Below are 19,363 nucleotides of genomic sequence, written 5' to 3'. Positions count from 1 at the left end.
AGCTGGTCGCCGGGCGGTCGTCGTACAGCTGGATCAGAGGCCGCGGATGTAGAAGACCTTGCTGACGCCCGAGTGGAAGTTGTAGCAGGTCGGGAAGTAGACCCGGTACGGGATCAGGCCCTTGTACGCCGGCTGCGCGGACACGGTGAACCGCCCGCTCTGCCGGATCGCGGCGGCGCTGACACCACGCCATTGGGACGCGCCGTACAGGCGTTGCAAAGTCACCTTGCAAGCTGCCGGTGAACCGAGGACGTTGCCGTTGACCGGGACGATCGTCCCGACCGGTGCGCTGGTCTTCGACGGCGTCGCCGAGACGATCCCGGGCCGGGCGACGACGATTCCCAGACCACCGATGTCCAACGGTTTGCCAGGGATCCGAAGGCAGTTGACGGCTTCCGCGGCCGACGCCGGATATGCCTTGGTGACGGTCCCGCTCGAACTGGTGCGCAGGACCTGTCCGGTGAGGGACTCGACGCACTGGCTGTCGACGCCGAGCATCACCGCGAAGCGGGTCGCGTACGGCTTTCCGGTCGCCGAATCGGTCACCGCCCAGGTGATCGAGTAGCCTTACTCAGCTGATATGGAGTGAGTTTCTGTCAAGTGGCAGGGTGAGGCGCCTGGCGCGATGTGAATGGTTTGTTGTTCACCAGCGCAGGACGATGGGCGTTACCGTTCGCGAGGCGAAGCACTGAAGTACCTGCCGCCTGTGGCTCGACCGTTCACGGCGATCTGGAATCTCTGGCACAGCGAGACACGCGTCGCAAACCGGGGCGGCGGTCGGAGGTAGACACATCCGATGAACGGTGCTCGACGTCGGAGGGCCGCGAGTCGAGAGCCGACGCGGTTGGGGGCCAACTAACCGCTGGTGAGCGATCGCGCGAGGCCGTCCAGCACGATGCCGAGCCCGAACTCGAACTCCTCGCCATAGTCGTAGCCGGGTTTCATGACGTGCTCGACGGAGAACTCGACGAGGTGCGGGTACTCTTCGGCGGCGTACTGCGCCATCATCTGCCCGGCGACCTCGGGGATGGTGTCCGGTCCGTTGATCGGCAGGGATGCTTCGGACAGGGCGAACCCGTAGACAAAGGCGTCGATCAGTGCATACGCGTGGGCCGTCATCGGTATCGAGAACCCGGCGCCGCGAAGTGTGCCGATGACCGCATCGTGGTGTTTGAGGGTCGCTGGGCCAGGATTGGTTCGCGACTCGAGGAGGCCGATGGCCCAGGGGTGGCGCCGCAGCGCTAGGCGGGCCGAAGCGGCCCTCCGCTGCATCTCGGTGCGCCAGTCACCGCCGATCTTCGGCAGCTCGATCTCGCTGAAGACGATGTCGACGATGCTGTCGAGGATCTCGTCCTTGTTCGCGACGTGGTGGTAGACCGACATCGGCTTGGCTCCCAGTTCCGCAGCCAGAGACCGGATGGTCAGCGAACCGACGCCGCCGGCGTCGGCGACCGCGACGGCGCCCTGCAGGACTCGTTCACGGTTGAGACGAGATCGGGTGCTGGTGCCTCGAGCGGGCATCGATCCTCCATGGTTCCTTCGGGCCGTAGACGCTTTCGTACTTAGTACGTTATCGTAGCCGTACTTAGTACGACAACTCAGGGGGATGGAACGACATGACGAAGCACAACACCGCGACGGGCCCGCCCGCCGTCGACAGCTCGATGCAGGCCGTCGTGCAAGACGCGTATGGCACGGTCGACGTGCTACGCCACACGCGAACGGCCCGCCCGAAGATCGCCGACGACGAGGTTCTCGTGCGTGTGCGCGCGGCGGGCCTCGACCGTGGCACCTGGCACATGATGGCCGGCCGGCCCTACCTGCTCCGCGTCATCGGGTTCGGATTCCGCCGGCCGAAGAACCGGGTACCGGGGATCGATGTCGCCGGCACGGTCGCCGCCGTAGGTTCCGCAGTGACGAAGTTCGCGGTCGGCGACAAGGTCTACGGGATGTCCCGAGGTTCGTTCGCCGAGTACGCGGCGGTGCTGGAAGAGAAGCTGGCCCACAAACCTGCCGGCTTGTCGTTCGAGCAGGCTGCTGTCCTCCCGATCTCAGCAGGTACCGCCATCCAGGCCCTGTGCGACGTCGGCCGAGTCCGGCGTGGACAGAAGGTGCTGATCCTCGGGGCGTCTGGAGGTGTCGGCAGCTACGCTGTGCAACTGGCGAAGGCGCTCGGGGCGGAGGTCACCGGCGTGGCCAGCACCGTGAAGCTCGACATGGTGCGGTCCCTGGGCGCCGACCACGTCCTCGACTACACCCAGGACGACTTCGCCGACGGTCAGCATCAGTACGACCTGATCCTCGACATCGGAGGCAACCCCACCCTGTCGCGCCTTCGACGCGCCCTCACGACCACCGGGACGGCCGTCATTGTCGGCGGCGAGGAAGGCGGCAACTGGACCGGCGGCTTCGGCCGAACCTTGCGAGCACCGCTGGTGTCGCCGTTCGTGCGTCAGCGGCTGACGATGCTTGCCTCCAAGGAGCGCGGCAGCGACCTCGAGCGGCTCGCCGAGCACCTCGAGGCCGGCACGGTGGCGCCGAGGATCGACCGGATCTACCCGCTCGACCAGGTGCCCGACGCCATGCGTCACCTCGAGGCCGGCCAAGTGCGCGGCAAGGTCGCGATCACCATTCCCAGTGAGGACGCACGGTCATGACCACGCAGACGACAGTACAGAGCACGGCCGGCAGCTCAAGCCGACGCGACTTCATGTCCAGGCGAGCCATTGCCGCCACGGTCGGCTCCCTGTTCGTCGTCCAGATGGTCACAGCCATGGTCGGCACGTCCCTGATCCAGGATTTCCTGGACGGCGCCAACGAAGCTGCGCCGACGGTCGGCGTCCTGTTGATGATGTGCTCCGGCATCGCCGTCGTGAGCATCGGCCTGCTGATGTATCAAGTCTTGAAAGACGTCGATCGAAGTCTTGCCGTCTGGTATCCGATCCTCAGGATCATCGAGTTCGCCGTCTCTGCCGCATGCGGTGTCTATCTGCTGACCCAGCTGCAGGTCGTCCCGAACCACCTACTGTGGGTCTACGTTCCGACCGGTATCGGCGGCCTGATCCTGACCTACCTGCTCCTCGTCTCACGATTAGTGCCTCGGCCGATCGCCGTGCTCGGTCTCGTCGGTTACGCCGCGCTCTCTATAGGAGTGCCGCTCGACCTCGCTGGCGTTGTAGACATGAATGAGGGAGCAGGGCAGGTTCTCCTGGCTCCAGGCGGCCTGTTCGAGTTCTTGATCGTGCCGATCTGGTTGATCACCAAGGGCTTTCGGCCACCGTCAACCGTCAAGGACGGCTCGTGAGTCAGTTGGAGGCGGCCGACGGCCGGCGTTGCCTGGCCGCAATCGACCCGCCAGGGCCTCGCCGGTGTTGTCCAGCCGATCGCCCAGGCCTCCCTTGTGGGGCCCTCGCGGCGCACAATGGGATCCGAGACAGTGACGAACGCGCTGAAGGCGATGATCATCATGCGCAAACTGCTCGTGATCGCCGCGGCGGCCTGTGCCGCAGTCGGAGCGAAGGTCGGCATCGACAAGCTGCGCCGATCCAGCCGAGCCGAAAGCACCATCGCGGACCTGCGCCGCCGAGGCCATCATCTGGCCGGCCAGGCGAAGGGCATGGCCTACCACACGCTGCGGCGCCACCCGGACGCCAACGTCGACGACGCGACGCTGGCCGACCGCGTGCGCTCCAGCATCGGGTCGTTGGAGAAGCGGCTCCACATGCCACGTGTGCACGTCACAGTCGAGAACGGCACGGTGATCCTGCACGGCGAAGTCCCCAACAACGAGGCCGAAGCCGAGATCGTCAAGGCCGTCGAGGGCATCGCCGGAGTCCGCGACGTGCGGTCGCACCTCACAACCACCTGACACCGCCGCGAGAGTCCTCAGCGCCCACGCCGCCGGCGTCGTGAACAAGCACCGCGGCCTCAGCACTATCGAGCAGGGCACATGAGCCGAGCCGAGGGCTGCCGCGGCGCGCGGCAACGGTCGAGCCCCCGATCGCTTGCGACGCCTAGGCGCTCGCGACGCGCAATCGCTCGGGCGGTACGGGTACCGGGATGCGCACGAGCATGTGGACCCGGGAATGCTCGACATGCTCGACGCTGGTCCGCCCGACGACGTGTCTCGACTCACGGAACCTCGTGACGATTCCAAGGAATGACCGCGACTGGCGGCACTCCCATCATGCTCTCCTTGATGCTTCGGCGGCTCCGGTGGGCAGCCACTCACCCCGGCGTCGAACCCATCACCCCTGAATCGACATCGTCTCCCAAGAATTCTTTCGAGGTCCGCCCGACACACAACCCAACCGCGTCCGCTCTTCGGCGGGGGAAAATGGCAAGCGCTGGGGCGTAGAAAGGTGCCAGGATGCCGACATGGTTGTGCGGGGGTTGAGCTTCGGGGCGGTGGCGGAGGCGTACGAACGGTTCCGGCCCGGGTATCCCGTGGAACTCCTCGATCTGGTGATGGCGTACGCCGGTGGGCCGATCCGGACCGCTCTCGAGATCGGCGCCGGGACAGGCAAGGCAACGCGCCTGTTCGCGCAGGGAGGGATCGCGGTCAGGGCGACCGAGCCCGACGCGGACATGCTCGCGGAGATGCGCAAACACGTGCCGGCAAACGTCACTACCGTGCAGGCCGCATTCGAGGACCTGCCGGCGGATTCGTCGTACGAGCTGGTGTATTCGGCTGCCGCGCTCCATTGGACCAACCCTGAAGGCCGGTGGGCGCGCATGGCCGCACTCGTCCAGCCCGGTGGCGTGTTCGCCTCGTTCGGTGTACCGATGCAGCTGGCTGACCCGGCCCTCATGGAGGCGGCGCGCGCGGCACGTGCGCCGTACGTGGAGAGCGACGGCATCCCGTCGCCCGACGGCACACCCGCGGATCGCCCGATGCAATGGCCCGGCACGGAGCTCCAGCAGTCCGAGTGGTTCACCGATGTCCGGCAGCCGGTGATCGAACGGCGCCTGACGATGAGCGCCCACGACTACATCGGACAACTCTCGACGGTCTCGGCGTACGTGATCCTCCCGCCCGCCGACCGAGACGAGGTCTTCCGCCGGATCCTCCGGGTCCTCCCGGAAACCGTGGAAATCGACGCCGAGATCACCGCCCACCTCGCCCGCCGCCGCCAGTAGCACGGCCCGATTCTCTAGGTACCGAAGACGACCAGTACGACGGCGGTCGGGATGAGCAGAATCAGGAACACGGCGAGTACCGTGCGTGTCACCCGGCTCGACGACGTGTCTGGCAGTGGGAACCGTGCGGCCGGGTCCGTGCTCAGCTCCCACCACTTGCGGACCTGTCGGAAATCCGCGTGAAAGGTGGGTTGGGGGTACATGCCACCGTCCCGGAGAGCAGGCAGCGAGCGCCGCCGCCCGTCCGCGAGGGTGATCCGGGCCGCGAGGATCGTCCCGGCTCGAGTGTTGGTCTGCCGTATGTCGAGCCACCGGATCTCTTGCCAGGGATAGGTACGGCCACGCCGTCCGAGGCCCCAGCAGGTGGATATTCCGGCCGGACCGACCGTGGTCCAGCTCCGGAATGCCGCCCCGATGCCTCCGCCGACGTAGACGGCCGTCACGCCCACCAGCCAGCAGGCACCCACGACGCCGCCGAGTCGATAGAAGGCATAGACCGCTTCACCGATCAGCACGAGTCCCAGAATCGAAAGTATTGGCCAGATAGGCCGGTACCGGTCTTTCCCGCGGAAGCTCAGTTCCTTCACGAAAGCACGTTACATCTGCCGCCCGCAAGCCGTAAGTCATTTACGGCGCGCGCAAGGAGCGGGCTCGAGGAGATGATGAACGACTGCGCCTCTATGGTGGACCGATGGCATCGGTCAAGCAGTTCCAAGTCACCTTCGACTGTGCTGAACCTGAGCGCGTCGCTCGCTTCTGGTGCGAGGTATTGGGGTACGTCGTACCGCCGCCACCGAAGGGGTTTGCCACGTGGGCCGAGTTCGATCGCTCGCTGCCGCCTGAGAGTCAGGGTTCGGCGTTCGCCTGCGTTGATCCCACAGGTGTGGGCCCGCGACTGTTCTTCCAGCGCGTTCCCGAAGGCAAGGTCGTCAAGAATCGCGTGCATCTCGACGTGCGGGTCGGCACCGGGCTTGTGGGTGAAGAGCGGCTGGCCGCCCTCGAAGCCGAATGCGTGCGACTGATCAAACTCGGCGCGGTCCGCGGCCAGCTACTGGTCGCCGACGGCGTCAACGAGTCTTGCCAAAATATGCAGGACGTCGAAGGCAACGAGTTCTGCCTCGACTGAGCAGCCACAACGCCGCCCTGTCGCAGATCACCCGGCGGACGACTGGCGCGCTCTCAAAGACCTTGCAGGTGGTGGGTCTCGTTCAGCGATACGACCTGATGGCTGAAGTGGGTGTCGTTGCGGACAAGGGTGGTGATACTGCCTGACGTCAGGGGAAAGAAGGCCCGGTCTGTCGATGCCATCGGCATGCCGATCCAGGCCGCGATCAGATAGCTCGATGCGGACCCGTGAGACACCACAATCTGGTTCGCGACTGGTCGACGGAGGATGTCATCGAGGGCCGGGTACAGACGTTCGACCAGTGCCATTCGGGTCTCCGCACCAACTGGTCCGTCGTGGTGGCCGAGTCGGTCGCCGTACTCCGGAAGTGGGATGCGGCGCTCGGCGAGCCACGCTTGGGGACGCCCGTCAGCCTCACCGTTGGACCTCTCGCGAAGCCGTGCATCAGTCTGAACCTCGACGCGGAACCTCCGGGCAATTCGCTCTGCCGCTTGGCCGGCTCGACGCAGATCAGAGGAGTAGACCTCGACCGGCTGGAGTCCGATTCTGCTCGCCAGGACCTCGGCGATGCGTTCGGCCTGCAGGTGGCCGCGGGCTGTCAGAGCTGAGTCGTGCCAGCCTCCAACGATGCCGTCAACGTGATGCTGCGCCTCGGGATGCGTGACGAGGTAGATGTGTCTCATGACCCTCCTCCGAAGGCTGGGTACGGAGCTGATAGTCGGCTAAGAAGACGGTGACGGGGACATTCCTAGGTGGCTGGCAGCGTTGATACTGGTGAGAGGGCCAGTGTGGCCATCACGGAGGAGTTGATCATGAGCTTCATCGGAGCCCTGGTCGGGTACGCCCTGACGGCGTTCATCTTGCTGCTGCTCGTGCGGATGGTGCTGGACTGGTCGGGTGTTCTGGCAAACGGACCTCAGTGGGCGAGCCGGGCCCGCGAGCTGACGCATGCCTGGACAGAGCCGGTGATCAAGCCGGTGCGGCGTGTGCTGCGGCCGGTGCGTGCCGGCGGGTTGTCGATCGATCTGGCGTTCACAGCGGTGTTCATCGGCGCGCTGATCGTGCGCTCGATCGCCTTCAGCCTGTAGCGGCAGTGACTAGGGAGGGTTTGCTCGGGCAGCTTGTCGGGGTGATTCTGGGGCGGGCGCTGGGGCATCCGGTGCGAGTGGGGATTGATGGGTCGGATGCGGCTGGGAAGACGACCCTTGCTGATGAGCTTGCGCGTCTGGTGAGTGCCCACCGGCCGGTGATCCGGGCCGGGATCGATGGGTATCGGCTTCCGGATGCGGCGAGACCGCGGCCTGGTGTGAGTACGCCCGTCAGTAGGTCCAAGGAGCCGAGCGTTGCACCCTCGGGTGGGTACTTTGATGACTGTTTCGACAACGAAGCCGTCGTCAGCGATCTGCTGGTGCCTCTCGGGCCGGGTGGCGACCGTCGCTACAGCACCGTCACCTTTGACGAGGGTGCTGACTTACAGGTGGTTTCTCCGGTCCAGGTCGCCGCTCCTGACTCGGTCTTGCTGTTCGATGGAGTTTTCGTGCTTCAGCGGGCGCTTGTGGCGTACTGGGAGTTGGGTGTCTACCTGTACGCCCGTGAGGACGAGATCTTGCGGCGGGGAGTCGCTCGGGACAGCGAGCGGTTCGGGGGTGAAGAGGCGACGTTGCGGAGCCTTACGACCAACTTTCTCCCCGGGTACCGGCGCTATCAGGAGCAGCACGATCCGGCCGCGGCCGCGCATGTCGTTGTCGACAACACCGACCCGCAGCACCCCGTCGTACGGAAGTTCGATCCGCCGGCCGCTTGAGTGGTCAGCGGGGTGCGTCTGCTTGCCAGTGCGTAAGGACTTCGTCGGCGATGTCGTCGATGGTGCGGCCGGCAGTATTGATCGCGTAGTCGCTGACGTCGTCGGCGATCAGCTGGGCGGAGAGTTCGGCTGCGCGGGCAACGAGTTGGGCCAGGCCGGTACCGGTCTCGCGCGCGCGGCCGTGGATGCGCTGGGCGAGTTCGGTGTCCGGGGCGTCGAGGCGGCAGATCATCACTGGTCCGCCGGTCGCGTCCTCGAGTTGTCGCCGCTCGAGCAGGTTCTCGACGACGCCCGCGATGATCAGGCGACGGCTGCCGGCTCGGCGGTAGTTCGACCACACCGCCGCGAGGTTGGTCGCCTTCAGTCGTGACTGGTGCGGGTCGTCGTCGGGCGCCGGCCAGGCGGCGCCGAGCAGGTCGAGGTCCGCGAAGGCGGGCTTCACATCGAGGTCGGTGCAGCGGTCGAAGACCCGCCATCCGACGGACGTCTTCCCGACGCCGGGAGGGCCCGAGAGCACGAGGGACGCTGGCACCCCACCGATGATGTCGCCCAGTACCTGCGTGTGGCAAAGCGATTTGCGGACAGGATTGCCGGGGCCGGAGGACGCGGCCGGTACGTCGCTCGGCCGCGCTGTTTAGCTGGAGCGAGAGGGAGAGCCGTTCTCCAGGTACGTCGTCGTCGCGGACGCCCTGGCTTCGAGGGCAGCCGCGACCCGGGCGAACTGTCCGGCGTCGAGTAGTTGCCCAGCCTCGTCGAGAATGGCGAACCTGAAGGATCGTGCTTCGGTGGGGTCGAGCACGATCCGGTCGATGTCGGCCGGCGCCAGTACGCCGCCGTCGAAGAGGAACGCGACGATCTCGGTGAAGTCGCCCGACTGCGCGACCCAGTCCACGGCCAGCAGTTCACCTGGCTCCACGACGAGCCCGATCTCCTCCCGGACCTCACGCTGAGCGGCGGCCCGCGGCGACTCATCGCGCTCGACCAAGCCGCCGGGCAGGTCCCACGTCGCCTTGTACGTCGGCTCGACCACCAGCACCCGGCCCGCTTCATCCGTGAACAAACAATCAGCAGCCATCCGCTTGGTGGGCTGCATCGCGGTGAAATGAACCTCCTCAGTCACGCACGCCACCCAACCACGGCTCAGGTTCGCGGCCGGCGGTTCCACTCGTGCGCGTGCGGCGGGGGGAATGACGGTTCCGGAAGGGGAGTGTCCGGAATTGGGTTTACGGTGACGGTATGACTGAGACTTGGTGGGAACCGCCGCTGGCTGGGAACGAGGTTGAGCATCTGCTGGGGGCGTTGGATCGGTTGCGTACGACGTTCCGGTGGAAGGTCGACGAGCTTGACGCGGCCGGGATGCAGGTGCGGATCGGGGCTTCGTCGATGACCCTTGGTGGGTTGGTGAAACACCTCGCCGCGAACGAGGACTACATGTTCACCGTGAAGTTCCGGGGTGAGCCGATGGACCCGCACTGGGACTCCAACGGGTGGCGGGACGACAACGACTGGGAGTTCAACTCCGCGGTCGAGAACACGCCCGAGGAGCTTTACGCGCTGTGGGATGGTGCGGTTGGTCGCTCGCGTGAGCGGGTGGCTGCGGCGCTGGCTGATGGTGGGCTTGATCAGCTCGCGCATATCTCCTGGCCGGATGGGCGGCATCCGAGCCTCCGTCGCCTCATCTGCGATCTCATTGAGGAGTACGGGCGCCACACCGGGCACGCCGACCTCCTCCGCGAAGCCGTCGACGGCCGCGTCGGCGAAGACCCGCCCGCCGGCTGGCAGCCCGTCGGACCCCGCATCGCCCAAACCACCTGACCCGGGCTACTTGATCCGCTCGAGGGTGCCGTCGGGCGAGATGGCGACTGTGGTGCTGACGCCGTCGACCTTGAGGTTGAGGAGGAGGCGGGAGCCCTGCTGGGTTGTGGTGTAGGTGACAGCGGCGTTGCTGCGGGTTGGAGCGATGACCGACAGGATCGTCGCGCTGCGGCCGGAGCGGGCGAACTTGACCACTGGCGCCGGGCGGCGTTTGTCGATGGTGGTGTAGTGCCAGCCCTGGATCGGATCGTTCTGGCCGGTCGCGACCTGGATCGGTGTGGTCGCCTGCTGGAACGGGATCTGCAGCAGCGTGGTCTTGACCCGGTCGCCGGCGCGAGAAGCCACCGCTGCGTTGCCGTTGACAACCACCTTCTGGTCCTCCGGCAGATGCCACAACGTCTGGTAGTCCTCCGATGACGCCGACGTACCGCGGTCCAGCACCACCATCAGGTCGGGATCCTTGAGGACCAGCACACCACGAGTCCGATCGATCCCCGCACCCAGCGAGTCCTGCAACTCGTAGAACTCCGACGTATCCGAGATCGACGACCGGATCAGCTTGGTCACCGGGTTGGCCGTTGCCGTCGACAACACCGTCATCTCGTTGTGCGAGAACTCGCTCTTCGCCCAGCGCCGCCAGTCGTCCACCTTGTAGCCGGCGTGTCCGCCGTCGATCAGGATGTCGCGTCCGTGCGAGGTGTAGGTGATCGACGTGTGGTCATCGTGCCCGTGCAGCTTCCGCGCCGGTCCGAACCTGATGCTGTACGTCGATTCCTGCGTGAACGGTCTCGTCTCACCCCACCCGGTGCGGCCGAAAACGTACCCGGCGTCGAAGATCCCGACCCGCTGGGTCGGCCGGATCCCCTGTGCGCCGAGCGTCCCGGCGTACTCGAGCACTGTCCCCGGCACCGGAGCCGTGCGCACCACCTCGGAGTCGCCGATCTGGTGCAGGGTGCCGAGTGAGTTGGTGGCGAGCGCGAGCCACTTCGCGAGTTCACGCCGGCGCGCCTTGATCGTCGTACCGGGGTCGACGCCGCACTGCTCCAGGACGTTGATCGCCCGGCCCCAGAGCGAGTAGTTGAACTGCGCGTACGCCGTCGACTGCTCGTTGGTCGAGCCCTGCGTGTCGATCGAGGTCTTGATCGCACTGGTCAGCCGATCGGCTGCGAGCTTCTTCAGATCGCTCCGCCCGAGCGTGCAGCCCACACCGAACAGGGCGAGGCTCTCGTCGGTGCCGTGGTTCCAGTCGCCGCTGTAGTTCTTCTGCAGGAACCACGCGTGGTCGAGCAGCGCCTTGTCCAGCCAGGCGTACTCCAGGGGTAGCCGGGGCACGTGCAGCCCGGACAAGACTGCCTGACGCAAGCAGATCAGCACGTTGGTGCGGTGCATGGTCGACTCGTACGCGCCGGCGTCCGACTTCCACGAGTACGGGTTGTCGGTCACCCAGTCGTGCGCGATGGTGCTGACCCGCTGCAGTGCCCGCCGATCACCCTTGCCGCCGGCAATGATTCCCTTGCCGAGCCAGCGCAGCGAGTGCAGCCACATGTACCAGCTCGGGTTCTTGTCCGGGTTCACCCGCCAGTTGATGTTCCCCTTGCCGTCCCCGACCTTGTACGGCGGCGTCGTACCCCAGGTGAACGTGTCCCGGTAGAGGTTGGACACCGGGTTGGTGCTGTCGATCCCGCTGTACGCCGGGCACGTGTAGGCGTACCGCTTCGGCGGCGTCACGGGAGCGGTCGGCGGTTCAGGAGTGCGGGCAACGGTCGGGTCCGGCGCCGCTTCGGGCTCCGAACCGCCCCACGGGATCATCAGGACGGTCGCCAGTACGGCGACGCTCACAGCAACGGCGATCGCGAGCCGGAGCGTCGTTCCGGCCCTGTGTTGATGTCTCGCGGGCATCGTTCGTCCTCACCGCACGCCCAGGGCGTGCCTGTTCTGGCCTAGACCTGAATTCGGGACGGACGGGTCCCCGGGTGTAGGTCAGGTGGTTTTCGTAGCTCCGCTACTCGAGGCGGTCTTTCTCACAAAACGTCGGGCGGCCTGTCAAACGTTGCATCCGGCGTCGAACGTGGTGCCGGTCACTCCACTTCCAGGTCCGCCGCCCGTCGGTTCCCCCGAGAGGCCGGATTGGTCCTCTGTCTGTATAGATGTCGTGTGCCACTGAAAGGTTGTGTCGGATCGACGACTCCGGTTGCCTTGCCCGGAAGGGCAGATCAGCTGTGCTGGATCGTCTGCAGAATCAGGGCATTGCGGGCGTTCTGCCCGGCCGGGACCGTGGTGTGCCGGCCGTCGCGCAGGTCGGTCCGCATCCGCTCGGGGTGCGCCGCCAGGAACTCGGCCCAGGGCACGATGCGCAGGTTCGGGTAGCGCGACCGGGCCTGCAGCAGTTGGAGGTCGATCCACTCGCTGTTGCGCTGATCGGCCGCCTGCACGGAGGCCGGCACATCGGTCCGCGACACCTGGACGTTCACCCAGTACACGGTCCGGTCCGGCCCGGCGATCCGCATCGCACGATCGAGCTGCGCCGTGAAGGCCGGTGGATCGAAGATGTCGTTGGTGCCGACCGCCATCACGATCCGGTGCGGCAGCCCGGACACACGGTCCCAGGCGGCCATGGCGTCGACGGCAGCCGAGGTCGGCTGGCCGGACCAGCTGTGCTCGGCGAACGACGTACCGAGGTGTTTCGCCAGGAGTCGCCCGAGCGCCGCCCCATCCTGTACGGCGATGCTGTCGCCGAACAGGACGATCCCGTTCGTCCGGACGACGTGCTCGACGTGGGCGGCGCTGGAGATCACCTTGGTGTTGGCCTGCCAGGGACCGAGCATGCCCGATCCATAGCCAACTGTCGCCGCGGGCGCGGCGGCCTTCGCGTGAGCGGCGGGGGACTCGAGGTGGATGAGCGTCAGCAGGGTCGCGGTGAGCACCACGATGATGACCGCGGACGTCGCCCCGCTGCGAGCGGTGACGAGCGCGTGATCCCGGAACATGCGCGGACCTCCCTGTGACGCCGTACCCCTCCTGATAACGCGAACGGCAGCACGGAGGTTGCCATTTTCACCGACCGGTTCGGGCATCAGACATGCCCTTGGAGCGCATCGGCGATCAGTTCGTTGCGCGCGGCGCGGCCGACCGACTCGGTCGTGTGGACACCGTCGCGCAGGTACTTGGTCAACCCGTCCGGCTGCGAGTTCAGGAACTCCGCCCAGTGGATGATCCGGAGGTTGGGGTGGCGCGCCGCGGCCTCTTCCAGTTGCTGGTTGAGCCAGGCACTGTTGGCCCGGTCGGCGGCCTGCACCTCGACGGACTGGCGGAACCGGCTGACCTCGATGTCCACCCAGTACACCGTCCGCTGCGGGCCCGCGATCTCCATGGCCCGCTCCACTTGGGCTCCGAACGCCGGCGGGTCGAAGATGTCGTTGCTGCCGACCGCCATCACGATCCGCCCGGGCAGGCCGTAGGTCCGCGACCAGTCCGCGAGGGCGTCGACCGCCGCCGACGCAGGCTGACCGGACCAGCTGTGGGCGGCGATCGAGTCACCGGTCCGGTCCGCCAGCAGCTTCTCGAGTTCCGGCCGGTCCTGGACGGCGATGCTGTCGCCGAACAGGAAGACCCCGTTGAACGTGAGGGTGTCGCGGATCTCGTCCTCAGGTGAGATCCGGCGGAGCAGGTTCTGCCACGGGTCGAGCGTGCCCGAACCGTACCGGCCGGCTGCGACGATGGCGGGTCCAGAGGTGATGCTGGTCGTCGTCGGCGCGGCGCTCGTCGAGCGTGGCTCGAGCAGGACCATCAGTCCGCCGATCATCGCGAGCACCGTACACGTGACGACGATCGCGATCCCCGGCTCGATCACGAACTCGCGGAGCCTGCGCTTCAGCACCCCCAGTACCCCCCTCGCACAGTCCCCTTACCCCTCCTGACGCGATGAACCGTGGAAACCGTTGAAATGCGTCCACTTCTCAGATGCGGACCACCCCCGATTGGTTGTCCCGAACCGCACTCCGTAGCCCGCACGGCCCGGACGGTAACCACGCAATTCTTACCTACCTGGTGTCCCCAACCGCCGGGGAGGTTCAGGTGGGGCTGTGCGTAGTGAGGCGATCACGCGGGGTGCGCGCGAGAAGAGTCAGGCGGTGCGTTCGGCTTCGCTGCGCTCGACGCAGAACTCATTGCCTTCGGGGTCCTTCAGGGTGACCCAGCCGGGGCCGTCGGGGCGGCGGTGATCCTCGTGGATGGCGGCGCCGAGGGAGAGCAGGCGCTCGACCTCCTCGTCGCGGGTGCGTTCGGTGGGGACCCAGTCGATGTGGACCCGGTTCTTCACCGACTTCGACTCCGGGACGGCGATGAACAGCATGCCGGGGACCGGTGCCGGAGCGACCACGAGCACCTCGTCGTCGCCGGGCTCGTCGTCGCCGAGTGGCCAGCCGGTGACGGTGCTCCAGAATTGCGCGAGTTCGTACGGGTTTCCGGCATCGATCGTGATGTGTCGCAGGATCATGGCGCGACCCTAACCGCAGCGGAGCCGGCGAGGGGTCGCGGACTGTCGGTGGGCGGGTCTACTGTGCGGGCAAAGAGCGGTATCCAGGTTTGGGGGAAGGAAAGTTCTGATGGCGTCACGGCTCAATCCATACATTCAGTTCGACGGCAACGCGCGCGCGGCGATGGAGTTCTACCAGGGGGTCTTCGGCGGTGACGTGGCGTCGAACACCTTCAAGGAGTTCGGCGCGAGCCACGGTCCGGAGGACGACGAGAAGCTGATGCACAGCCAGCTCGAGACGCCCAGCGGCTTCACGCTGATGGCGGCCGACACGCCGCAGGGCATGCCGTACAGCCCGGGTGAGAACATCTCGATCAGTCTCAGCGGCGACGGCGACGAGTTGCGCGGCTACTACGAGAAGCTGTCCGAGGGCGGCAAGGTCACGGTCCCGCTGGAGAAGCAGATGTGGGGCGACGAGTTCGGCATGGTCCAGGACAAGTTCGGCATCAACTGGATGGTGAACATCGCCGCGCCCAGTTGACGGTAGGCGGCACGCCGGTGCGCTCGATCCAGGGCGCGCCGGCTCGTTCGCCCTGCGGTTGGTGGACGGGCGGAGGGTGCAGGGATGGGACGGCGGAGCACGGGACGGCGTCCCGGTCTTCTTCCTGCACGGCTGCCCCGACACCAGGCACGCCGCGTACGCCGGTGATGCGGCCGCTCGGCGTACCGGCGTACGACTGGTCGCGGTGAATCGCCCTGGGTACGGCGAGTCCGACGCCGACGCCTCGACCCACCAGTCGGTGGCTGACGAACTGGTCGCCGTGGCGGATCAGCTCGGGATCGAGCGCTTCGCCGTGCTCGGCATGTCGGTCGGCGGCCCGTACGCCTTGGCGTGCGCGGCGCGCCACCCGGAGCGTGTGACCGCGGTCGGTGTGGCCGCGGCTCCGGCGAGTGTGCCCGAGCTCGACCCGCCGTACCACCGCGACGACCTCGACTCAGCGGGCCAAGCGTTCTTCGCTCGCCTGGCCAGGTCGACACCGGAGGAGGCGGTCGACGCCATGCGCGCCGACTTCGAGGCGTACGTCGCCCAACTGGATCCCGAAGCCGAGGACGACGCCGCGCTCGTACGCCGTTTCCTCGCTGAGTTGGATCCCCGCGATGCCGAGCTTCTCTCGCGCCCGCCAGATTCCGGGAGTGCGATCGCCGCCTCGATCCGGGAGGCGCTCGTGAACCCGGCCGGCTATCTCCGCGACGCCGCGATCTCCTTCCGCGCCTGGGATTTCGGCCCGGAAGGGATCGAGTGCCCGGCCTTCCTCTGGTACGGCGAGTTGGACCGGAACGCCTCGGTCCGCAACGGACACTGGCTCGCCGAGCGCATCCCGCGGGCGACCCTGGTGATCCGCGAGCAGACCACGCACCTCGCCGTACTGCACGAAAACTGGGAGGAGATCCTCACCGCTTTGCGGTTAGCGTGACCCGCATGGGACTCAACGACGTGTTGTACGACCCGATCCGGCACAACAACTGGGCGACGAAGAGCCTGATCCAGTTCTGTCGCGCGCAGAACCTGACGCCGGAGCAGCTCGAGATCACCGGCGTCGGCACGTACGGCGGGATCGTGGCGACGCTCGACCACATCGTCCGGTGTGACGGCGGCTACGTCCGGCGGATCGCCGACACCCCGCTCGACTTCGTGGACAGCGAGGAGACGCCGGACTTCGACAAGCTCGAGCGCTGGAACGACGAGGCCGGCGCGGTGTGGGAGGACTTCCTCGCCAAGCCGATCGACGTCGAGCGCGTGATCATCGTCGACAACAACACCCGCGGAACGAGGGTCGGCATCTTCATCGCCCAGGCGATCAACCACGCCAACCACCACCGCGAACAGGTCTGCGCCATCCTCACCGGCCTCGGCATCGAGCCCCCCGACATCCAGGCCTGGGAGTACGCCTGGACCACCGAGCGGATCTGGGACCTCCCCGCGGCCGAATGAACGATTTCGGCGCGGATGTCACAAATCGGCGGGCTGTGGCGTCGGGTGGGTGACCCCATCGACGGCGCGAAGGAGCCACCCATGACCGGCACCGACCAGGCCACCGAGGCGTTCGTTGCCCATCGCAACCTGCTGTTCACGGTCGCGTACGAGCTGCTCGGCTCGGCGGCCGACGCCGAGGACGTGCTGCAGGAGACCTGGCTGAAGTGGGTCGGCGTCGATCTCGGCACCGTGCGTGATCACCGCGCGTACCTGGTCCGGATCGCCAGCCGCCAGGCGCTCGGCCGGCTGCGAACGCTCGGCCGCCGCAGAGAGTCGTACGTCGGTCCTTGGCTGCCCGAACCGCTGCTCACCACGCCGGACGTGGCCGAGGACATCGAGCTGGCCGACAGCGTCTCGATGGCGATGATGCTCGTCCTGGAGACGCTCAAGCCGACCGAGCGGGCGGTCTTCGTCCTGCGTGAGGTCTTCGGTCTGGAGTACGACGAGATCGCGGAAGCCGTCGACAAGAAGCCGGCCGCGGTCCGCCAGATCGCCCACCGGGCCCGCGAACACGTCGCCGCGCGCCGGCCGCGGGGGACCGTTTCCTCCGACGAGACCCGGGACGCGATCGAGGCCTTCCAGCGGGCCGTCAACACCGGCGACCTGCAGAGCCTGGTCGACGTACTCGCTCCGGATGTCGTCTTCCTCGCCGACGGTGGCGGTGTCGTCCAGGCGTTCCCCGAGCCGATCGTGGGGATCGACCAGGTGGCGAGCCTGCTGGGCGCCGGGCTGAGCCGGTTGGCCACCACGCGGACTCGGCTCACCCAGATCAACGGTCAGCCCGCGCTGCTCCTTGGCATCGAGGGAGAGTTCGACAGCGTGATGGCACTGCGCGTCGAGGACGGACTGATCAGCGGGATGTACGTCGTTCGCAATCCGCACAAGCTGTCCGGACTCGAGCAGGAGGTCACCCTCAGCCGCTGAGCCCCGCCGATTCGGGGACCGGCGTCAGCGCCGTACCGTGCGTCAGCCAGTTACGCAGGTTGTCCACGACCAGGTTCGCCATCGCGGTTCGCGTGGGGATCGTGGCGGACCCGACGTGCGGCAGGAGCACGGCGTTCGGGAGCGTCAGCAGGTCCGGGTGGATCTCGGGCTCGTGTTCGAAGACGTCCAGTCCGGCCGACAGGATCGTCTTGGTTCGCAGGGCGTCGACCAGGGCCTGCTCGTCGACCACCGAGCCGCGGGCGACGTTGATCACGATGCCCTCAGGGCCGAGCGCCTCCAGGACCTCGGCGTCGACGAGGTGGCGGGTGCTGTCGCCGCCGGGGATCACGATCATCAGGACGTCGACGTCGCGGGCCATCTCGACCAGGGACGGGTAGTAGCGGTAGCCGACGTCCTTGCGGCGACGGTTGTGGTAGGCGACGGAGATGCCGAACGGCGCGACCCGGTCCGCGATCGCCTGGCCGATCCGGCCGAGGCCGAGGATGCCCATCCGGCGGCCGTGCATCGTTGCCCGAGTCAACGGGTACGAGCCGCTCTGCCACTTGCCCTCGCGCAGGTACCGCTCGGCCTGCGGCAGCTCACGCACTGTCATCAGCAGCAGACCCAGGGCGGTGTCGGCCACCTCGTCGTCGAGCACGCCGGGCGTGTTCGTCACCACGACGCCGCGCTCGGCGGCGGCGGTCGCGTCGATCCGGTCGTAGCCGACGCCGAAGCTGGCCACCAGCCGGACCGCCGGCAACCGGTCGAGGAACGCGCCGTCGATCAGGGTGCCACCGGTGGCGACGGCAACGATCTCGTCGCGGCGCGCGGCGAGGACGGCGTCCGGGTCGCTCTCCTCCCAGAGCCTGATCAACTCACAGTGATCGGCCAGACCCTCCGCGACCGCGGGGTGCATCGGTCCGGGCATCAGTACCACTGGTTGTCCCACGGGTTCTCCTCACCGGTGTTCACCGCCGCTTTCCCGCCCAACCCTATTTCCTGTCGGCTGTCGGTACGACGATCGGGGGAGGAGGTCAGCCATGATCATCGACTGCGCTTACTACCGGGACGGACTCCGCCAGCACGTCGAGGCGATGTCGGTCGAGGACGCCGCAACCCATTGCAAGACGGGCGGGTTCGTCTGGCTGGGCATGTTCGAGCCCACCGCCGACGAACTGAAACAGGTCAGAGACAGTTTCGGCCTGCACGAGCTGGCCGTCGAGGACGCGCAGACGTTCCATCTGCGCCCCAAGGTGGAGCCGTACGAGGGCGACGTCGAGCTGGTCATCCTGCGCACCGCCCGGTACGACGACGAGCGCGAGGAAGTCGACTTCGGCGAGGTCAGCGTGTTCGTCGGGCCGGCGTTCGTAATCACCGTCCGCCAGGGCGTGGCCAGTGATCTGCACGGTGCCCGGATCCGGCTCGAGCAGCGCCCCGAACTGCTCGAGACCGGCACGAGCTCGGTGCTCTGGGCGATCCTCGACCAGGTCGTGGACGGCTACGGTCCGGTCGTCGCCGAGCTGGAGCGCGATATCGAGCAGGTCGAGCAGACCGTGTTCGCCGGTTCCGTCGCGCCGACCGAACAGATCTACTCGCTGCGCCGCGAGGTGACCGACTTCTACCGGGCCGTCCACCCGCTGCTCGCCGTCCTCGCGACCGTCGAACGCGGGGCCCGGGAGACCAAGCTGCTGCCGTACTTCCGCGACGTGCACGACCACCTGGTGCTGGTGAACGAGGAGGTCGCCGCCCAACGCGACCTGCTGGCCACCGTGCTGGAGGCGAACATGGCGGTGATCGGCGTCGAGCAGACCAAGGTCAGCGTCCGGCAGAACGCGACGATCGAGCAGCTCACGATCCTGGCCACGGTCTTCCTGCCGCTGACCTTCGTGACCGGGTTCTTCGGCCAGAACTTCGGCTGGCTGGTCGACCACATCGGCGCCGAGTGGGACTTCGTGGTGCTCGGGATCGGCGGGCTCCTGGTGCCGTGTGTGGCGCTGTTCCTGTGGTTCCGCCGCCAGCGGGCAGTCCGTCGGCAAGCTACCTGAC

24 protein-coding genes are annotated in these 19,363 nt (G+C 67.1%); 13 read left to right on the top strand and 11 right to left on the bottom strand.

Features of this window, described 5'->3' with window-relative positions:
- Positions 1 to 33: 33 nt before the first annotated feature.
- On the bottom strand, positions 34 to 546 hold the full coding sequence (locus tag ACZ3HV_RS09935) for a hypothetical protein (protein WP_465682724.1): 513 nt from the start codon (positions 544 to 546) through the stop codon (positions 34 to 36).
- 309 nt (positions 547 to 855) lie between these two features.
- Positions 856 to 1,521, bottom strand: coding sequence for a TetR/AcrR family transcriptional regulator (locus ACZ3HV_RS09930; protein ID WP_465682722.1), 666 nt, complete (start codon positions 1,519 to 1,521; stop codon positions 856 to 858).
- A gap of 95 nt (positions 1,522 to 1,616) precedes the next feature.
- Here ACZ3HV_RS09930 and ACZ3HV_RS09925 point away from each other — a divergent pair, with 95 nt between their 5' ends.
- The 4 genes from ACZ3HV_RS09925 (at position 1,617) to ACZ3HV_RS09910 (ending at position 5,139) form a co-directional block, all read left to right on the top strand.
- Positions 1,617 to 2,657, top strand: a complete 1,041-nt coding sequence (locus ACZ3HV_RS09925) for an NAD(P)-dependent alcohol dehydrogenase (protein WP_465682720.1) — start codon at positions 1,617 to 1,619, stop codon at positions 2,655 to 2,657.
- On the top strand, positions 2,654 to 3,304 hold the full coding sequence (locus ACZ3HV_RS09920) for a DUF4386 domain-containing protein (RefSeq protein WP_465682718.1): 651 nt from the start codon (positions 2,654 to 2,656) through the stop codon (positions 3,302 to 3,304). Before ACZ3HV_RS09925 ends, ACZ3HV_RS09920 begins: the two co-directional genes overlap by 4 nt.
- A gap of 132 nt (positions 3,305 to 3,436) precedes the next feature.
- The gene (locus ACZ3HV_RS09915) at positions 3,437 to 3,868 is read left to right on the top strand and encodes a BON domain-containing protein (RefSeq protein WP_465682717.1); all 432 of its coding nucleotides are present in this window, start codon (positions 3,437 to 3,439) and stop codon (positions 3,866 to 3,868) included.
- Between the two features lie 509 nt (positions 3,869 to 4,377).
- On the top strand, positions 4,378 to 5,139 hold the full coding sequence (locus ACZ3HV_RS09910) for a class I SAM-dependent methyltransferase (protein ID WP_465682715.1): 762 nt from the start codon (positions 4,378 to 4,380) through the stop codon (positions 5,137 to 5,139).
- A gap of 14 nt (positions 5,140 to 5,153) precedes the next feature.
- Here the strand turns inward: ACZ3HV_RS09910 and ACZ3HV_RS09905 are convergent, their stop codons facing one another.
- Positions 5,154 to 5,654: a hypothetical protein gene (locus tag ACZ3HV_RS09905; RefSeq protein WP_465682713.1), complete on the bottom strand. Its 501-nt coding sequence runs from the start codon at positions 5,652 to 5,654 to the stop codon at positions 5,154 to 5,156.
- A 176-nt stretch (positions 5,655 to 5,830) separates the two neighbouring features.
- Here ACZ3HV_RS09905 and ACZ3HV_RS09900 point away from each other — a divergent pair, with 176 nt between their 5' ends.
- A complete protein-coding gene (locus ACZ3HV_RS09900; protein WP_465682711.1) occupies positions 5,831 to 6,265 on the top strand; it encodes a VOC family protein in 435 nt (144 codons plus the stop codon).
- A 53-nt stretch (positions 6,266 to 6,318) separates the two neighbouring features.
- On the opposite strand, the gene ACZ3HV_RS09895 is transcribed toward ACZ3HV_RS09900, so the two are convergent.
- Positions 6,319 to 6,948, bottom strand: coding sequence for a histidine phosphatase family protein (locus tag ACZ3HV_RS09895; RefSeq protein ID WP_465682709.1), 630 nt, complete (start codon positions 6,946 to 6,948; stop codon positions 6,319 to 6,321).
- Positions 6,949 to 7,077: 129 nt separating this feature from the next.
- Here ACZ3HV_RS09895 and ACZ3HV_RS09890 point away from each other — a divergent pair, with 129 nt between their 5' ends.
- Both ACZ3HV_RS09890 and ACZ3HV_RS09885 read left to right on the top strand, forming a co-directional pair.
- Positions 7,078 to 7,353: a YggT family protein gene (locus ACZ3HV_RS09890; RefSeq protein WP_465682707.1), complete on the top strand. Its 276-nt coding sequence runs from the start codon at positions 7,078 to 7,080 to the stop codon at positions 7,351 to 7,353.
- A gap of 449 nt (positions 7,354 to 7,802) precedes the next feature.
- Positions 7,803 to 8,069: a nucleoside/nucleotide kinase family protein gene (locus tag ACZ3HV_RS09885; RefSeq protein ID WP_465682705.1), complete on the top strand. Its 267-nt coding sequence runs from the start codon at positions 7,803 to 7,805 to the stop codon at positions 8,067 to 8,069.
- 4 nt (positions 8,070 to 8,073) lie between these two features.
- On the opposite strand, the gene ACZ3HV_RS09880 is transcribed toward ACZ3HV_RS09885, so the two are convergent.
- The gene (locus tag ACZ3HV_RS09880) at positions 8,074 to 8,601 is read right to left on the bottom strand and encodes an AAA family ATPase (protein ID WP_465682703.1); all 528 of its coding nucleotides are present in this window, start codon (positions 8,599 to 8,601) and stop codon (positions 8,074 to 8,076) included.
- 102 nt (positions 8,602 to 8,703) lie between these two features.
- Positions 8,704 to 9,189: an NUDIX domain-containing protein gene (locus ACZ3HV_RS09875; protein WP_465682701.1), complete on the bottom strand. Its 486-nt coding sequence runs from the start codon at positions 9,187 to 9,189 to the stop codon at positions 8,704 to 8,706.
- 116 nt (positions 9,190 to 9,305) lie between these two features.
- On the opposite strand from ACZ3HV_RS09875, the gene ACZ3HV_RS09870 reads away from it, so the two are divergent.
- Entirely contained in the window at positions 9,306 to 9,884 is a 579-nt protein-coding gene (locus ACZ3HV_RS09870; RefSeq protein WP_465682696.1) for a mycothiol transferase, read from the top strand.
- Positions 9,885 to 9,890: 6 nt separating this feature from the next.
- Here the strand turns inward: ACZ3HV_RS09870 and ACZ3HV_RS09865 are convergent, their stop codons facing one another.
- The 4 genes from ACZ3HV_RS09865 to ACZ3HV_RS09850 form a co-directional block, all read right to left on the bottom strand.
- Positions 9,891 to 11,783, bottom strand: coding sequence for a heparinase II/III domain-containing protein (locus ACZ3HV_RS09865; RefSeq protein WP_465682693.1), 1,893 nt, complete (start codon positions 11,781 to 11,783; stop codon positions 9,891 to 9,893).
- Positions 11,784 to 12,097: 314 nt separating this feature from the next.
- Positions 12,098 to 12,871 carry an SGNH/GDSL hydrolase family protein gene (locus ACZ3HV_RS09860; protein ID WP_465682691.1) on the bottom strand — a complete coding sequence of 258 codons (774 nt, stop codon included), beginning with the start codon at positions 12,869 to 12,871 and terminating at the stop codon, positions 12,098 to 12,100.
- Between the two features lie 86 nt (positions 12,872 to 12,957).
- Positions 12,958 to 13,761, bottom strand: coding sequence for an SGNH/GDSL hydrolase family protein (locus ACZ3HV_RS09855; RefSeq protein ID WP_465682689.1), 804 nt, complete (start codon positions 13,759 to 13,761; stop codon positions 12,958 to 12,960).
- Between the two features lie 246 nt (positions 13,762 to 14,007).
- Positions 14,008 to 14,379 (bottom strand): VOC family protein, encoded by a 372-nt coding sequence (locus ACZ3HV_RS09850; RefSeq protein ID WP_465682687.1) that lies wholly within the window; start codon positions 14,377 to 14,379, stop codon positions 14,008 to 14,010.
- 109 nt (positions 14,380 to 14,488) lie between these two features.
- Between ACZ3HV_RS09850 and ACZ3HV_RS09845 the strand changes: the two genes are divergently transcribed.
- The 4 genes from ACZ3HV_RS09845 to ACZ3HV_RS09830 all read left to right on the top strand — a co-directional run bounded on the left by ACZ3HV_RS09845 (position 14,489) and on the right by ACZ3HV_RS09830 (position 17,317).
- Positions 14,489 to 14,899 (top strand): VOC family protein, encoded by a 411-nt coding sequence (locus tag ACZ3HV_RS09845; RefSeq protein WP_465682685.1) that lies wholly within the window; start codon positions 14,489 to 14,491, stop codon positions 14,897 to 14,899.
- Between the two features lie 61 nt (positions 14,900 to 14,960).
- Entirely contained in the window at positions 14,961 to 15,833 is an 873-nt protein-coding gene (locus ACZ3HV_RS09840; protein WP_465682683.1) for an alpha/beta fold hydrolase, read from the top strand.
- Positions 15,834 to 15,838: 5 nt separating this feature from the next.
- Positions 15,839 to 16,351, top strand: coding sequence for a DinB family protein (locus ACZ3HV_RS09835; protein ID WP_465682681.1), 513 nt, complete (start codon positions 15,839 to 15,841; stop codon positions 16,349 to 16,351).
- Between the two features lie 81 nt (positions 16,352 to 16,432).
- Positions 16,433 to 17,317, top strand: coding sequence for an RNA polymerase sigma-70 factor (locus ACZ3HV_RS09830; RefSeq protein ID WP_465682679.1), 885 nt, complete (start codon positions 16,433 to 16,435; stop codon positions 17,315 to 17,317).
- On the opposite strand, the gene ACZ3HV_RS09825 is transcribed toward ACZ3HV_RS09830, so the two are convergent.
- A complete protein-coding gene (locus ACZ3HV_RS09825) occupies positions 17,307 to 18,266 on the bottom strand; it encodes a 2-hydroxyacid dehydrogenase (RefSeq protein ID WP_465682677.1) in 960 nt (319 codons plus the stop codon). The two genes, ACZ3HV_RS09830 and ACZ3HV_RS09825, sit on opposite strands and share 11 nt — an antisense overlap.
- Before the next feature lie 91 nt (positions 18,267 to 18,357).
- Here ACZ3HV_RS09825 and ACZ3HV_RS09820 point away from each other — a divergent pair, with 91 nt between their 5' ends.
- Positions 18,358 to 19,362 carry a magnesium and cobalt transport protein CorA gene (locus ACZ3HV_RS09820; protein WP_465682675.1) on the top strand — a complete coding sequence of 335 codons (1,005 nt, stop codon included), beginning with the start codon at positions 18,358 to 18,360 and terminating at the stop codon, positions 19,360 to 19,362.
- Position 19,363 lies beyond the last annotated feature (1 nt).

Source organism: Kribbella sp. NPDC020701 (assembly GCF_055562215.1).
The sequence above is the reverse complement of the archived record's forward strand: the minus strand, read 5'-3'. Positions and strand labels throughout refer to the sequence as shown.

Bases quoted from the DNA above. Each gene is read 5' to 3' on its own strand.
- ACZ3HV_RS09925 (WP_465682720.1), top strand. From the start codon at position 1,617: ATGACGAAGCACAACACCGCGACGGGCCCGCCCGCCGTCGACAGCTCG.
- ACZ3HV_RS09860 (WP_465682691.1), bottom strand. From the start codon at position 12,871: ATGTTCCGGGATCACGCGCTCGTCACCGCTCGCAGCGGGGCGACGTCC.
- ACZ3HV_RS09830 (WP_465682679.1), top strand. From the start codon at position 16,433: ATGACCGGCACCGACCAGGCCACCGAGGCGTTCGTTGCCCATCGCAAC.
- ACZ3HV_RS09850 (WP_465682687.1), bottom strand. From the start codon at position 14,379: ATGATCCTGCGACACATCACGATCGATGCCGGAAACCCGTACGAACTC.
- ACZ3HV_RS09835 (WP_465682681.1), top strand. From the start codon at position 15,839: ATGGGACTCAACGACGTGTTGTACGACCCGATCCGGCACAACAACTGG.
- ACZ3HV_RS09890 (WP_465682707.1), top strand. From the start codon at position 7,078: ATGAGCTTCATCGGAGCCCTGGTCGGGTACGCCCTGACGGCGTTCATC.
- ACZ3HV_RS09820 (WP_465682675.1), top strand. From the start codon at position 18,358: ATGATCATCGACTGCGCTTACTACCGGGACGGACTCCGCCAGCACGTC.
- ACZ3HV_RS09895 (WP_465682709.1), bottom strand. From the start codon at position 6,948: ATGAGACACATCTACCTCGTCACGCATCCCGAGGCGCAGCATCACGTT.
- ACZ3HV_RS09845 (WP_465682685.1), top strand. From the start codon at position 14,489: ATGGCGTCACGGCTCAATCCATACATTCAGTTCGACGGCAACGCGCGC.
- ACZ3HV_RS09910 (WP_465682715.1), top strand. From the start codon at position 4,378: ATGGTTGTGCGGGGGTTGAGCTTCGGGGCGGTGGCGGAGGCGTACGAA.
- ACZ3HV_RS09920 (WP_465682718.1), top strand. From the start codon at position 2,654: ATGACCACGCAGACGACAGTACAGAGCACGGCCGGCAGCTCAAGCCGA.
- ACZ3HV_RS09930 (WP_465682722.1), bottom strand. From the start codon at position 1,521: ATGCCCGCTCGAGGCACCAGCACCCGATCTCGTCTCAACCGTGAACGA.
- ACZ3HV_RS09870 (WP_465682696.1), top strand. From the start codon at position 9,306: ATGACTGAGACTTGGTGGGAACCGCCGCTGGCTGGGAACGAGGTTGAG.
- ACZ3HV_RS09865 (WP_465682693.1), bottom strand. From the start codon at position 11,783: ATGCCCGCGAGACATCAACACAGGGCCGGAACGACGCTCCGGCTCGCG.
- ACZ3HV_RS09900 (WP_465682711.1), top strand. From the start codon at position 5,831: ATGGCATCGGTCAAGCAGTTCCAAGTCACCTTCGACTGTGCTGAACCT.